A 14,988-nucleotide genomic window follows, 5' to 3' on the forward strand; every position below is an offset into this window, starting at 1 on the left:
TCTGCGACTTGTTGCCATAATGACGGAGCCATCGAAACCGTGACGCCTTCCCGCGACATTGAACGCCTCCTCGAGATCATGGCGGTGCTCCGCACGCCGGGTTCCGGTTGTCCGTGGGACCTGGAGCAGGATTTCGCCTCCATCGCTCCCTACACCATCGAAGAAGCCTATGAAGTTGCCGACGCCGTTGCTCGGGAGGATTTCGAGGATCTGTGCGACGAACTCGGCGACCTGCTGCTACAGGTCGTGTTCCATGCGCAGATGGCGCACGAACGTCAGCTGTTCGATTTCGGCGACGTGGTCACCGCGATCACCTCGAAGATGGTTCGCCGCCACCCGCATGTGTTCGGAGCCGTGAGTGGTCGTGACGTCGCAGCGGTCAGCCAGGCATGGGCGGAGATCAAGGCGGAGGAAAAGCGCCTCCGCGCCATACGGCGCGCGAAACATGATCTTGCACCCGAAGGCGAGGGTGAGCGCATCTTGTCGGGCGTGCCGGTTGGGGCACCCGCCCTCACCCGCGCCGTGAAGCTGCAACAGAAGGCTGCGATGGTCGGGTTCGACTGGCCCGATGCCGGCCCGGTGATCGCCAAAATCCGGGAGGAAATCAGCGAGGTCGAAGCCGAGATCGTCCGTGGCGATCGCGCCGCGGCGGGAGCCGAGGTGGGCGATTTGCTGTTTGGCGTCGCAAATCTCGCCCGCCATCTCGGGGTGGACCCGGAAGCGGCGCTGCGTGGCACCAACGATAAGTTTACTCGTCGGTTTGCCCATATAGAGGACGCGTTGGCGCGGCAGGATCGGCGCCCCTCGGAAGCCACGCTCGACGAGATGGAAGCGCTGTGGCAGCAAGCCAAATCGTCTGGCTAAATCATTCCTTTATTGAGTTCTTTCTTATCCGAACCTGCGATGCGCTCGTGGAGGATATGAAAGAGGATGCCGTGCTTTTCGGCATCTACTTTTGATAGAATCTCGGCTAGGCACATTGAAGTCTGCTCGACAGAGCGGATATCTGGGCTTTACGATTTCTCCGGTAGGCCATCCGGGGATGGCGCAGGGCGAAGGCCTCGCCTAGCATGAGTCCGGCGGACATTCGCAAGTGGATGGTTTGATGGAATTTCCTCGTATGCCGGCGCCGTCGATCACGGAGGCTAGCCGGCCGGGCAAGGCCACGCCCCGCATCTTGATGTACAGCCACGACACTTATGGGCTGGGGCATATCCGTCGCACCCGCGCAATCGCCAACGCGCTGGTCGGGGCTCATGACGACCTGTCCGTACTGATCATTTGCGGCTCCGCCCTCGCCGGCAGTTTCAATTTTGCTCCCGGCATCGATTTCGTTCATGTGCCGAGCGTCGCCAAGAGCGAGGACGGCGAGTATGCCAGTGCCAATCTGCGCCTGAGCCTGCCGCAGGTCACCACTATTCGCGAGGCGCTGATCCGCCAGACCGCTGAGGCCTTCCGTCCCGACATCTTCATCGCCGACAAGGAGCCCGCCGGATTTCGTGGCGAACTGCTGCCGACGCTCAAGCTGATGGGCCATATGGGCACGCGGCGCGTGGTCGGTATTCGCGACGTCCTCGACGGGCCGGAGGCGATCCGCACCGAATGGCATGACAAGGGCGCGATCCGCGCCCTGACCGAACACTATGACGACGTGCTGGTCTATGGCCTCGAGGAGTTCTACCGTCCCCTGGACGGCATTCCGTTGCCGGCCGAGCTTCGGTCGCGCCTCGTCTATACTGGCTATCTGCGTCGCTCGGTTCCGGGTGGGCTTGCCACGATGCGTTACCCTCGTGCGACCAAGGAGCCCTTCATCCTGGTCACCACGGGTGGCGGTGCGGATGGCGCCGGGCTTATCGATTGGGTCATATCGGCGTATGAGGCGGATCCCTATATTCCCCTGCCCGCGGTGATCGCCTTCGGACCCTTTCTGTCGAACACCCAGCGTGGCCATTTCCTGGAGCGGATCGATCGCCTTGCGAAGGTCGACGCCATCGTGTTCGACCCCAAGATCGAACGGCTGATGAACCGGGCCTCCGCCGTGGTTGCCATGGGTGGTTACAATACTTTCTGCGAAATATTGTCCTTCGACAAACCGGCGCTGCTGGTCCCGCGTTCGCGTCCGCGCCTCGAGCAGACCATCAGGGCCGCCCGCGCTGCCGAGCTGGGTCTGATGCGGATGCTGGAGGACCCGATGGAGCACGGTGCAGCCTCTCGCGACCCTCTGCAGATGGCTGCGGCGCTCACCGCCTTGCGCGACCAGCCATCCCCCTCCAGCGTGCAGATGCCGGGACTTCTGGATGGGCTGGGACGAATCACCCGCCACCTGGAGCCGCATATCCGCAAACCGGAGCGCGACAGCGAACCGGCTCTCGGCATCGGGATCTGAACAATGCAGGCACCTATGCGTGAAGACGGCGCCAGTCTGGCGCCGATCCCGCACGGGGAGGGCACCTCCCCTCGTCTCGCCATCGTTCTCAAGGGATATCCGCGGCTGTCGGAAACCTTCATCGCCCAGGAAATTCTGGCGCTGGAACAGGCTGGATATATTTTCGACATCTGGTCGTTGCGGCGCCCGACTGACCGCTACCGTCATCCCATGCACGAGCAGATCACGGCGCGGCTGTTCTATCTGCCGGAGTATCTGCGCGACGATCCGCGCCGGGTGGCGCGTGGCCTTGGCCATGCCCTGCGGCGGTTGAACTGGCGGGCGGTGCTGCCGGTGTTCCTGCGCGATCTCGCCCGCGATTTCTCGGCAAGCCGCGTCCGCCGTCTTGGCCAGGCGGTGGTGCTGGCGCGTGAGGTCGATCCCGCCATTCGCCACCTACATGTGCATTTCCTGCACACGCCGGCTTCGGTGACCCGCTACGCGGCTCTCCTGAGCGATCGCTCTTTTTCGTTTTCGGCGCACGCCAAGGATATTTGGACGACGCCGGATTGGGAGCGTCGCGAGAAGATCGCGGGCGCACATTGGGGGGTGACCTGCACCCGCGACGGCTGGTCGGAGCTGCGGCGCGTGGCCGAGCCCAGCACTCGCGAGCGGGTGGAACTCGTCTATCACGGCCTTGACCTTGCACGTTTTCCGCAGCCGCCGGACAGCCGCGAGCCGGCAGATGGACGCGACCCTACCCGGCCGGTGCGGCTGCTGGCAGTTGGCCGTGCGGTGGAAAAGAAGGGGTTCGACGACCTTCTCACCGCCTTGGGGCGATTGTCCCCTGCCCTGCATTGGCGGTTGGTCCATATCGGCGGTGGCGAGCTGCTCGACACGCTTAAGGCGTGGGCCGGCCAGCTCGGTCTCGCCGACCGCATCGAGTGGCGCGGCAGCCAGGCGCAGGGCGCCGTTGTCGAGGCTATGCGGCAGGCCGATATTTTCGTCCTGCCCAGCCGCCCGGCCGGCGACGGTGATCGGGATGGGCTGCCCAACGTGCTGATGGAGGCGGCGACGCAGGCGTTACCGGCTATCTCTACCGATTTCGCCGGCGTACCGGAATTCATCGAGAACGGCGTCAATGGTGTGCTGGTGCCGCCAAAGGCACCAGTGGAACTCGCCGAGGCGCTCGCAACGCTCATCGCCGATCCCGTCGAGCGACAGCGATTGGGACGTGCGGCCTATCAACGCCTGATCTCCGCCTTTTCTTTTGAGGCCGGCATTTCACGTCTGGACGAGTTGATGAGACCGCTCGCCGCCGCTCGCCGGCGGTCATGAGGATCCTGTTCCTCGCGCCGCTGAAGCCGCCCGACCATCCGGTTCCGTCGGGCGAGCGGACGGTGGCGCGGTTGTTCCTGAAGCTGCTGGGGCGGCTGGGCTATACGGTGCAACTGGCTTCCCGCCTCCGAACCCTCACCGCCTCCCCGTCATCGCTTGCCTGGGATCGCCTGCGTGAGATGGCGGGCCGCGAGATCGAACGCATTCTCGCCGAACAGGCCGATGATGAGCCGGTGGCTTGCGTCTTCACCTACCACGTCTACTACAAGGCACCGGATCTGATCGGCCCTGCCCTCGCGGAGGCGCTCGGCGTGCCCTATGTCATCGCCGAAGCCTCGCGTGCCCCGAAACGAGCTGAGGGGCCTTATGCGGATGGACATCGGCTCAGCGAGGCGGCGATTGATCGGGCCGATCTCGTGCTTACCCCGACCCGACATGATCGTGCAATGTTGGAGGCCCTGCGACCGCCGCATCAGCGCCTGGTCGATCTTCGTCCCTTTCTCGATCTCGATGAATGGCCGCTGGCCGGGGTTTCGCGCTCGGCAGCAGCTTCGGACGAAATCCGCCTGATCACGGTGGCGATGATGCGCGAGGGGGATAAGTTCGCCTCCTATCGCCAGCTCGCCGATGTGCTGGAGCGGGTGAAGGATCGTCCATGGCGCTTGACCATTGTCGGCGATGGACCGGCGCGCGGAGAGGTGGAGGCGTTCTTCGCAGCCATTAGCGACCGTGTGCGCTTTCTCGGAGCGGTTTCCGACCGGCCGGCGCTCAGCCGCTTGCTGGCCGATTCGGATCTCTTCATCTGGCCGGGAGTGAACGAGGCCTTTGGTGCCGTTTATCTGGAAGCGCAGGCGCACGGCCTCCCCTGCCTTGCCGCCAGCTATGGCGGCATTCCCGACGTGATAAGAGACACGAAGACCGGTCGTCTGGCGCCGCCGGGCGATAGTGCGGCGCTGGCGGCCTGCTTGATTGAACTGATCGACGATCCCGCACGTCGTGCCGGGATGGGAGTTGCCGCCGCGCAGTTCGTCGCGAATGAGCGCAACCTCGCTCCGGCGATGACAGCGGTTCGGCGGGCCTTCATCGATGTCGGCATTTCCCTGCCCGCTTCCCCGCCCGGAGTTCCGTTATGACCGGCCGCACGGCGTTCATCGTGGTCACCCACCTGCTCGGCGTCGGTCATCTCGCGCGGATGGCGGCGCTCGGCCGGGCGTTGGCGGCGGAGGGATGGCGGACGGTGGTAGCCTCGGGCGGACGGCCTAATTCGACAGTGCGCATCGATGGCTGCGACGTCGTCCAGTTGCCGCCGCTGTATTGCGCCGGTGCCGACTTCGGTAGGTTGTTGATGCCGGACGGCCGGTTGGTCGACGAGGCCTATCTCGCCCGCCGCACCGAGATGCTGACCGACGCGTTCGATCGGGCACGGCCGGATGTGCTGATCACCGAGCTGTTTCCGTTCGGCCGTCGTAACCTGACGGCGGAATTCGAAGCGGTGTTGCAAAGGGCACAGGCGCAGCTTCCGCGTCCGGCGGTGCTGTGCTCGATTCGTGATGTCCTCAACCCTCCCTCCAAGCCGGAGAAAGCGGAAAGCGCACTGGCAAGGCTGGCAGCCTATTATGACGGCGTGCTGTTCCACGGCGACAGCGATGTCGTGCCGCTTTCAGTCTCATGGCCTGCCCCGAAAGACCTGATGCGGCGCATCAGAGATACCGGTTATCTCCATGATGGAGGCAGTGTTTCCGAGGTTGATGGCACGGATGGTCGTGACGAAATCCTGGTATCCGGCGGCGGATCGACGGCCAGTCTGCCTCTGGCGCGAGCCGCGCTGGCCGGCGCGGCAAAGCTGCCGACACGGCGCTGGCGGCTGCTGATCGGACAGGGGGTTCCCGAGGCGGATTTCGCCGGGCTCAAGGCCGCTGCTCCAGCTAATCTGATTGTCGAGCGGGCGCGCCCGGATTTTCCGCTGCTGCTACGTCGGGCGGCGTTATCGATCAGCCAGGCGGGCTACAACACGGTGCTCGACCTCGCGGCTGCCGGGGTTCGCGCATTGCTGGTGCCCTTTGCCGAAGGTGGAGAGCGTGAGCAGACCTTGCGCGCTTCCGAACTGGAGCGGCGCGGCCTCGCGCGTGTCATTCCAACCGAAGAGATCGACGGCGCCCGTCTGGCGGCGGCGGCCACGGATCTGCTGACGCTGCCCCGCCCGGATTGGTCTGGGATCGCGCGCGATGGCGCCGCCCGTGCGGTGGGGCTTATTGGCGAATTCGCCGCGCGCGCGGTCGCCCGCAGCAAGGCGCTCGATCGGCTCGACGCCGCACTTCTCCGCGCCGAGACGATGAAGCGGCCGCTGCGTTTCTGGTGGCGCGACGACGATGCCGCTGTGCCTAGCGCCGCGCTCGATCGCCTGCTGGGCCGCGCGATCGACCGCAACATACCCATCTCGCTGGCGACGATACCAGCGCGCGCAACGCCGGAACTGGCGCGTCATATCGAGCCGCTCGGCATGGTCGATGTGCTGGTGCACGGCTGGAGCCATAGGAGCTATGCTCCGGCCGGCCAGAAGAAGGCGGAGTTTGGTGAGCATCGCCCGCTCGCCGTGATGGCGGCGCAGGCGGAAGAGAGCCTGAAGCGCGTGGAAACGCTATTCGGCAGCAAGGCGGCTCCGGTCTTTGTGCCACCGTGGAATAGAGTGGATCCCGGCTTCGTCACCGCCCTGCCCGGCTGTGGCTTCCGCGCGCTATCGACCTATCAAAGACGGAAGACCCGCTACGCGCGCCCCCAGTTGCTGCAGATCAATACCCATTTCGACCCGATCGCCTGGCGGGAAGGCGGCGGCCTCGTGGACGAGAATATTCTGCTCGATCGTCTGGCGGGTCTCATCGAAGAGGAACTGGCTGCGGAGACCGCCACGTTGGAGCCGATCGGGCTGCTTACCCATCATCTTGTGCATGATGGCTGGATTGAGCGCTTCCTGGACGAACTCGTTGGCCGGCTGCTGGGTTCGCGCACGGTTCGCTTCGTCGGTATGCCGGAGATACTTGCCGAGAGTTGAGGTCGCGGTGCCTCAGCCGGCCCGGCGGTATAGATAATAGCAGCCCTGTTGGGCGCCGGGTGGAAGGTCCACTTGCTCGCAACCCACGAGATTCAGCGGCAGATCGGACATGATAATGCCCCCGGGCGCCATGACCGATGGCAGCAGGCGACCGGACATGGCAGCGACGCGACGGTTTGATTCCTTGTCGAAGGAGCCGAGGTCTGAATTGGCCAGAACGACCTTGCCCTCCAGGCTTTGGTGCAGGGCTGGAAGTGTTTCCTCTATCTCCCCGAGGAAGAGAAAGGCGGGATCGGGCTGGCATTCCGGATAAGCCGTATTGACCCGATCGAACACGTAGATAGTTCGGCCGCCAAGATGTCTGCGCAAATGATCGAACGTCCGGCCCAGACCGAGGCCTAATTCCACCACCGGGCCGGCGCGCCCGGAAATTTCCTCGAAAGCCCAGGCAAGGCAAGCGTGCTGCGACTGCAGCCGAAACAGGGTTTTCTCCAGGCGAGACGGACCGATCATCGTCCGACTTACCGGTAAGGATCGGCGGCGTCGCGCAACCCATCGCCGAGAAAGTTGAAGGCGAGGATCACGGCAATCACCGGCACCACCGGCAGGATGAGCCAGGGATACAGCACGACGATGTTGATGTTCTGCGCCTCGTTGAGCATCACGCCCCAGCTGGTGATCGGCGGCCGCAGGCCGAGACCGAGAAAGCTGAGGGCGGTTTCGCCCAGGATCATGCTGGGGATGGCTATGGTGGCCGATGCGATCAGGTGGCTCATGAAGCCGGGCACCAGATGACGGAACACCACGCGTGGCGTGCCCGCCCCCATCAATTGAGCGGCGACGACGTAGTCATCCTCGCGCAGCGACAGCAGCTTGGAGCGGACGGCGCGTGCAAGGCCGGTCCAGTCCATCAGGCCGAGGATCACGGTGATGCCGAAATAGACCAGGATCGGGCTCCAACTCGGTGGCATGATGGCGGAGAGCGCCAGCCAGAGCGGAATGGTCGGCAGCGACTGCACGACCTCGATGGTCCGCTGCACCAGGAGATCGAACAAGCCACCATAATAGCCGGCAAGGCCGCCGATCACGATGCCGAGCGTGAAACTGACGGCAATGCCGATCAACCCGATGGTGAGCGAAATGCGGGCCCCGAAAATGATGCGCGAGAGCATGTCTCGCCCCAACCGGTCCGTGCCGAGCAGGAACAGGGTGCCGCCCTCGCCTGGACAGACGAGGTGGAGATCTCCCTCGAACAATCCCCAGAAGCGATAGCTATCCCCACGGCAGAAAAAACGAACCGGGAAAATCTGTTGCGTGTTTTCGCTGTAGTTGCGCTTCAGGTTGCTCATATCGAGCGTGGCGTTCAATCCATAGGTGAACGGCCCGATGAACTGCCCTTCGTGAAACAGGTGCACGCTTTGCGGCGGCGTCCGGATGAAGTCGGTATGCCGCGTCTGGTAGTTGTACGGCGCGAGAAATTCGCTGATCAGGATCGAGGCGTAGAGCAGTATCAGGAAGATGCCGGAGGCAAGCGCCAAACGGTGCTTGCGGAACTTCCACCACATCAGCGTCAGCTGCGAGGCGAGATAGACCCGCTCCTGCGCCTTGGTCAGCTTGTCGGCCTGCTGCGGATCGAAGACCCCCTCGGCGACGAAATGCGGTAGCGGCGCGCCGGCTGGAGGCAGGGAGAGCGGCTGGTTCATTTGGTGCGGCCTCCCTGCAGGCGGATGCGGGGATCAAGGAAGCCGAGCAGGATGTCGGAGATCAGCACCCCGACTACAGTCAGGCAGGAGAGGAAAAGCAGGAACGAGCCGGCAAGATACATGTCCTGGCTTTGAAGGGCACGCAGCAGCAGCGGGCCTGTGGTCTGGAGCGACAGCACCACGGCCGTGAGTTCCGAGCCCGAGACGATGGATGGCAACACGTCGCCGATGTGGGAAACGAAGAAGTTCAGCGACATGCGCAGCGGGTATTTCACCAGCGCCTTGCCGGGGGGCAGCCCCTTGGCTTTTGCTGTAATATAATACTGCTTTTGCAGCTCATCCAGCAGATTGGCGCGGATCGCGCGCACCATCGAGCCGGTGCCGCCAGCCCCGATGATCAGCACCGGAATCCACAGATGTGCGAGGATCGACTGCGCCTTGGCCCAGCTCATCGGCTGGTTGAAATAGATAGGGTCCATCAGGCCACCGATGGACAGGCCGAACCACACATTGGCGAAATACATGAAGATCAGCGCCAGCAGGAAATGCGGCACGGCGATGCCGATCAGGCCGATGAAGGTCAGCCCATAGTCGCCCCAGCTGTACTGATGCGTCGCCGAATAGATTCCGATCGGAAAGGCGATGACCCAGGTCATCAGGATGGTGCAGAACGACACCAGCACCGTGAGCGCAAGTCGCTCGCCGACGACATCGCTCACCGGCATTTCATATTCGAACGAATAGCCGAAATCACCCTGAACGAAGCCGGTGACCCAGAGAAAATAGCGTTCGATCAAAGGCTTATCGAAACCGTACTCCTTCTTCAGGAATTCGACGCGGCTCATGTCGGCTTTTTCGCCCTGCGCCGCCATTTCCGCGACATAGGTCTCGAAATAGTCGCTGGGCGGTAGCTGCATCACTGTGAAGATCAGCGCGCTGGTGATCAGCAAGGTTGGTATCATGATCAGGATGCGACGGGCGATATAGCGCAGCATCGCCTAATCCTTACCGACATTGTCGAACCAGAAGGTATCCGGCATGTAGACCCCGAAATAAGCGCCAGGCTCGAAACTGAAGATGCCGACGTCGGGAACGTTCTTCAGATGGTTGGAAACCACCACCGGCTGCGAGGCGCGGTTGACGATGCCGATGGTGAACACCTCGTCGGCATTGATCTGCAGCATGCGCTGCCAGATGGCTTGGCGCTCGTCGGTCGTCACCGATTGACGCCAGCGCTGCTGCAGGTCGATGAGTTCCTGCGCCGCCGGGAGATCGGGCTTCTCGCCCACCTGGCCACCGGTTTCGACGAACTGGCCCCATTGCGGCCATTGAAACTGCATGGAGTTCGAAGGAGAAAGGCCGTCAGGCGCCATGTCGGGCCCCGGAATGGCGTTGTCGATGCCTGGCCACACCGACATCATCGCATTGCCGGAGCTGACGCTGCGCCTCAAGAGGTCGGTCTGCGTTGCACGCACGAACAGCTTGATGCCGATCTTTTCCCAGTCATAGGCGACCAGTTCGAGAATGTCGGTTTCCTCGGTGCTGTTGCCGGCGGTTTCGATGGTGATCTCGGCGCGACGGCCGTCCGGCAGCAGGCGAATGCCGTCGTCATCGCGCTTGGCCAGCCCGGCGGCGTCGAGCAGCTGATTGGCGAGCGCCGGATCATATTGCGCCCAGGCGGCGTCGTATTTGGAATCGTACAACGCACTGCCGGGGATGATGGTGTTGGCCCCCTCGTGGGCGAGCCCGAAGAAGATCACCTGATTGATGTCGCGCCGATTGATGCCGACCGACAATGCGCGCCGGACATTGACGTCGCGCAGCACGGCCCGCCAGCTCGGGTCCTTCACGTTCAGATTGGGAAAGATCGCGACATAGGCGCCCTCCCCGCGCTCCCACAGGCGGACAGTGTAGTTGCCGCGTTCTTCGCCCTCCTTCAGGAAGGTATAATTGTCGAACCGCAGATAGCGCGCCTGAAGATCCGATCCGCCCGCGCCGACTTTCGCCGGGATGAGCGAGGCGGTGCCGATGGAGATGGTGATCCGATCCACATAGGGCAGCTGCCACCCGCGCTCGTCGACGCGATGAAAATAGGGGTTGCGGTCGAAGACGAAGAATTCGGCCGGTGGCTTGGTGCGCGGGATCCAGGGTCCCAACATCGGCAGTTCCGGGTTTTCCGGCCGGTAGGAGCGCGCCATGCGGTCGTGCAGTGCACCCCAGTCTTTCACCCGTTCCTGCCGGATGATCGCGCCAAGACGGATCGGATCGGCGTAGCGCTGGTGAAACTGGCGCAGATAATGTGCCGGCACGAAGATCTCGAGCGGCTGCGCACCGGCAAGTGCCGGCAGAAACGACGGATTGGGCTTGCTCCAGCTGAAGCGTACCGTCGTCTCGTCGACAACCTCGAACTTGGCGACCTCTCCATCAACAAAGAGCTGCATCGGCGGGCCGCCGGGGCTCAGCCGTTCATTATTGGCCATGTCCTCCCAGAAATAGCGGAAATCCTCGCTGGTGAAGGGCCAGCCATCCGACCATTTGTGCCCCTTGCGCAAATGCAGGGTGAAGATGCGTCCCTCCTCGACCTCGACCTTCTCCAATATATCGGGAACGATCTTGCCGGCGGTATCGAACACCACCAGGCGGGTATAGCCGTAGATGCTGATGGCGCGGATGTCGCGCTGGTCGCCCATCAGCATGCGCATGGTGCCGCCATAGCGGCCAGGTTCGCGGCCCATGCCGGCGAGGTCGATCACCCTTGGATGATCCGGCAGCCGGTCGGCGAGGGCCGGCATCTGGTTGATGTCGACATCGGTACGCAGCAGAGGCGGTTCCGGAGGATACCGCCCCGGCGCTGCCAAAGCGACGCTGCTGCCGATGAGGAGCAGCAGCAGAGCCAGTGGTCTACTGCGCCGCATGATGATGCCCCCTATGCGCAGCGATATCGTGGGCAGTGCAGCGCTCGGCTGCCAACACGCTGTGTCCGTTACCGAGATCGATCATGCGCAGGGCACTGCCCTCGACGTCCCGGAACTCGGCTGGCCAGCTTGCCGGATCCGAAGCGGTGCCGCCGGACATGGCGACATCGAAATCGAGCTTCCGGTCGAGATCCGGAAGTGGCACGGCCTTCAGCAGGCAACGCGTATAGGGATGTGCCGGGCTGCGGAACAGTTCCTGCCGCGGCCCGATCTCGACGATGCGCCCGCGGGCCATCACCGCGATGCGCTCGGCCATGTAGTGCACGACCGCGAGATTATGCGAAACGAACAGGTAGGTCAGCCCAAGCGACGCTTGCAGATCTTTGAGAAGATTGAGGATCTGCGCCTGCACGGAAACGTCGAGCGCCGAGACCGGCTCGTCGCAGATGATGAGATCCGGATCGAGCGCCAGGGCCCGGGCGATGCCGATGCGCTGGCGCTGGCCGCCGGAAAAACTGTGCGGATAACGGTTGAGAAAGCGGGGGTCGAGACCCACGGCGTGCATGAGTTCGACCGCCCGCTGCTTCTGGGCCGCGGCGTCGCCCTTTCCCTGGATGATCATCGGCTCGCGGATGATGTCCAGCACGGTCATGCGTGGCGACAGCGAACTGACCGGATCCTGGAAGATCATCTGCATGTGCGGGCGGAAAGCCTTCAACGCATGCGAATCCAAGCCCAGCACATCCACCGGGCCCTTCTCGCCATGGAAAACGATCTCGCCGGCATCCGCCTTGCGCGCGCGCATGATCATGTTGCCGACGGTGGTCTTGCCGGAGCCGCTCTCTCCGACAAGGCCGAGGCATTCGCCACGGCCGATGTCGAAGCTCACATCGTCGACCGCCAATACGCTGCCGCCGCTCTTGGAGCCATAGGTCTTGCGCAGATGGCGCACGCTCAGCAGCGGCGCGCTGTTGCCTTCGTAGCTCGGCTTCTTCCGGGTCGGAACCACGGGTGCAACATCGCGCAGCGCCACCAGGCGTTCGCCTTCCTTCATGTCGAAGTCGGGCGACGCCTTCAGAAGAGCCTTGAGATAGGGATGCGATGGCCGGCGGAAGATGTCGTCGACCGTACCGGCTTCCATCAGTTCGCCACGATAGACCACCACCACCTCGTCGGCCATGTTGGCGACCACGCCGAGATCATGGGTGATCAACAGGATCGCCATGCCGATATCGCGCTGAAGCTCCTTCATCAGCTTGAGCACCTGCGCCTGAATGGTGACATCGAGCGCGGTGGTGGGTTCGTCGGCGATGAGCAGGGCCGGATGGCAGATGAGCGCCATGGCGAGCATGGCGCGCTGGCGCAGGCCGCCGGAAAGTTCGAACGAGTAGCGGTCATAGGATCGCGCCGGGTCGCGGAAGCCGACCAGGCCGAGCATCTTTTCCGTGACCGCCCTCGCCTCCTTGCGCGGATGCGGGCGGTGAAGCTGAAGCGCCTCTTCGATCTGGCTGCCGACGGTGTGCACCGGCGAAAGCGACGACATCGGCTCCTGGAAGATCATGCCGATGCGGCCGCCGCGAAGCTTGCGCATCTTGGTGCCGTCAGCCGGCAACTGGGCGATGTCGAGGGTCTTGCCGTCCTTGATCGGATCGCTGAACAGGATGCGGCCTTGCGTAATAATGCCGTTGCGGGGCAGCAACCCCATCACCGCCTGAGAGATGACGGTCTTGCCGGATCCGGATTCCCCGACGAGCGCGACCGTTCGTCCGGCTGGCACGCGCAGTGAGATGCCCTTCACCACCTCGTTGAGATGGCCATGCATCTCGAAGGAAATGCGTAGATCCTCGATGCGCAGGACATCGGAAGGCGTCGTAGGCGCCACGCGTCTATACTCCGGCCTTGTTCAGGACCCGCAGCATAGCAGGGCGCGCCATGATCTTGTCCAGCGCCGCACGGTCCGAAATGGCATAGGCTGGCACTGTCGTATTGTGTGTATCGACCACCACGTCGCGAACGCTGTGATCGGTAAAATCATAGCCGGACGCTTCTGCGGTCGAGGTCGAGATCACGTAGTCCGCCAGGAATTCCTTGGAAGCCGCCTCCAGCCCAACCGAGAAGGCGACGGTCGAGCCGATGGCCCGCATGACCGAATTCTGCAACCCGTCGCCGATGCGGGCGAGCACGACCGGCCCGGTGTGAATGCCGATGCCGGCCCGGATCGGAATGGGCAGGGCTCCACGCATTTCCGAGTTGAGCAGATCGAGCACCCGGCTCATGTCGCGCGCCGCGCTCAATGCGGCTCGCGCACCGGCACCGACGTGATGCTCGTCGGCATCGAAGACCGCCAGCAGCCCGTCGCCATACATCAGGTCCACATGTCCGTCATGACTCTCCACCGCCTGGGTCATTTCAGCGGCGAATCGATTGATCAGCACGGCGATTTCATAGGGCAGCCGGTTCTGCGTCAGGGTGCTGAAAGCCCGCAGATCGAGGCACAGGACCGTGGCGCTCCGTTCCAGCGCCCATTCATTCGCGTCGCCATCGACGTCGGCGGTAGGGCGCCCGAGCACCGGCATCAACACTCTTACGCCGATGTCGTGATTGGGGCGCAACTGGCAGCCGAGCCGCACGTTCTCGGGAGCGCCGATATGGGAAAGCAGCAGCCTCTCCGGCCCCGACACATCCGGCAGGCCCTTGGCGCCCGAAAGGATATGTACCCGGCAAGTCGAGCACCGCCCTCGCCCGCGGCAGGTCGAGGGGTGCGGAATGCCGTGCATGCGGCTCGCTTCCAGCACGGAGACCCCCCGCGGCACCTGCACCGGCCCGAAGCCGCGATAGGTGATGGTCACTGTGGCACGCGAGCGCCGCCTCACGTAAGCGAAGCTGATCAGGCCGGCGAGCCCGATACCAAACGCGCCGAGTCCGCTGTCGAGCATCATGCGCGCGCGATCGAGGCCCGCCCGCTGTTCGGCGCTCATCGGGGTGGGGTTTGCATACCTGGCCGCAGCCTCGCGCCCCGAAGCCACAAAGCCGGCCAGCGCCAGCAGCGGCACGATGATCGCGGCGATCAGCGCTGGGCCCTTCCAGTGCGGATACCAGCTCTGATAGCGCAGGGAATGATGGATTCCCACCACGCCATGCGTCCAGGAGACCAGCAGCAGCATGGTCTGCCAGAGAGCCAGCGTAGGCCACATCCGCGACAGGACGGCGTGATAGTTCTCGTCCGCGCCAAACCAGGCGCCGCCCACACGGGTCTCCAGCACGTGGCCCGCAGCCAGCAGCGGGATCGCGAGACCCGACACGATCTGCCAGGCTTCGTCGCGGGGCATGCGCCAGGTATGACGGCGCAGGATGCGCTGGCTGGCGAGAACCATATGAGTCAGAAAACAGCCATAGAGCAGGATGCTGCCGGGAAGCGACTTCCACAGCAGCCATCGCCATTGCTGCGCCGCCTCCATAGCCTCCAGCCCGAATATGCCGAGCGCATGATTGGCGAGATGAGTCAGCACGAAGGCGAAAAGGATAACCCCCGACCACAACCGCATATGGCATGCCCAGGGATGGTCGCGGAATTCCCGCTGCACCTTCTCGGGGGTCGGCGTGCCGGCGGTCGTGCTG

General features: G+C 63.7%; 11 protein-coding genes. 5 read left to right on the forward strand and 6 right to left on the reverse strand.

Annotated features, from left to right (window positions below):
• The first annotated feature begins 39 nt into the window (after window positions 1-39).
• The 5 genes from mazG to J2X65_RS01795 all read left to right on the forward strand — a co-directional run bounded on the left by mazG (window position 40) and on the right by J2X65_RS01795 (window position 6,752).
• A complete protein-coding gene (mazG, locus tag J2X65_RS01775) occupies window positions 40-864 on the forward strand; it encodes a nucleoside triphosphate pyrophosphohydrolase (protein ID WP_310197120.1) in 825 nt (274 codons plus the stop codon).
• A gap of 241 nt (window positions 865-1,105) precedes the next feature.
• Window positions 1,106-2,386: a glycosyltransferase gene (locus tag J2X65_RS01780; RefSeq protein WP_310197123.1), complete on the forward strand. Its 1,281-nt coding sequence runs from the start codon at window positions 1,106-1,108 to the stop codon at window positions 2,384-2,386.
• 15 nt (window positions 2,387-2,401) lie between these two features.
• Window positions 2,402-3,703, forward strand: coding sequence for a glycosyltransferase family 4 protein (locus J2X65_RS01785; RefSeq protein ID WP_310197127.1), 1,302 nt, complete (start codon window positions 2,402-2,404; stop codon window positions 3,701-3,703).
• Window positions 3,700-4,836 carry a glycosyltransferase family 4 protein gene (locus J2X65_RS01790; protein WP_310197130.1) on the forward strand — a complete coding sequence of 379 codons (1,137 nt, stop codon included), beginning with the start codon at window positions 3,700-3,702 and terminating at the stop codon, window positions 4,834-4,836. The genes J2X65_RS01785 and J2X65_RS01790 overlap by 4 nt, the downstream gene beginning before the upstream one ends.
• Window positions 4,833-6,752, forward strand: a complete 1,920-nt coding sequence (locus J2X65_RS01795) for a glycosyltransferase (RefSeq protein ID WP_310197133.1) — start codon at window positions 4,833-4,835, stop codon at window positions 6,750-6,752. The genes J2X65_RS01790 and J2X65_RS01795 overlap by 4 nt, the downstream gene beginning before the upstream one ends.
• Before the next feature lie 12 nt (window positions 6,753-6,764).
• Here the strand turns inward: J2X65_RS01795 and J2X65_RS01800 are convergent, their stop codons facing one another.
• The 6 genes from J2X65_RS01800 to J2X65_RS01825 form a co-directional block, all read right to left on the reverse strand.
• On the reverse strand, window positions 6,765-7,265 hold the full coding sequence (locus tag J2X65_RS01800) for a class I SAM-dependent methyltransferase (RefSeq protein ID WP_310197135.1): 501 nt from the start codon (window positions 7,263-7,265) through the stop codon (window positions 6,765-6,767).
• Between the two features lie 8 nt (window positions 7,266-7,273).
• Window positions 7,274-8,455 carry an ABC transporter permease gene (locus J2X65_RS01805; RefSeq protein WP_310197136.1) on the reverse strand — a complete coding sequence of 394 codons (1,182 nt, stop codon included), beginning with the start codon at window positions 8,453-8,455 and terminating at the stop codon, window positions 7,274-7,276.
• The gene (locus tag J2X65_RS01810; RefSeq protein WP_310197139.1) at window positions 8,452-9,450 is read right to left on the reverse strand and encodes an ABC transporter permease; all 999 of its coding nucleotides are present in this window, start codon (window positions 9,448-9,450) and stop codon (window positions 8,452-8,454) included. The genes J2X65_RS01805 and J2X65_RS01810 overlap by 4 nt, the downstream gene beginning before the upstream one ends.
• Window positions 9,451-9,453: 3 nt before the next feature.
• The gene (locus J2X65_RS01815; protein ID WP_404977653.1) at window positions 9,454-11,373 is read right to left on the reverse strand and encodes an ABC transporter substrate-binding protein; all 1,920 of its coding nucleotides are present in this window, start codon (window positions 11,371-11,373) and stop codon (window positions 9,454-9,456) included.
• A complete protein-coding gene (locus J2X65_RS01820; protein ID WP_310197393.1) occupies window positions 11,357-13,192 on the reverse strand; it encodes an ABC transporter ATP-binding protein in 1,836 nt (611 codons plus the stop codon). The genes J2X65_RS01815 and J2X65_RS01820 overlap by 17 nt, the downstream gene beginning before the upstream one ends.
• A gap of 64 nt (window positions 13,193-13,256) precedes the next feature.
• Entirely contained in the window at window positions 13,257-14,954 is a 1,698-nt protein-coding gene (locus J2X65_RS01825; protein WP_310197144.1) for an adenylate/guanylate cyclase domain-containing protein, read from the reverse strand.
• Window positions 14,955-14,988: the final 34 nt, after the last annotated feature.

It is taken from the genome of Ancylobacter sp. 3268 (assembly GCF_031456575.1).
GTDB lineage: Bacteria > Pseudomonadota > Alphaproteobacteria > Rhizobiales > Xanthobacteraceae > Ancylobacter.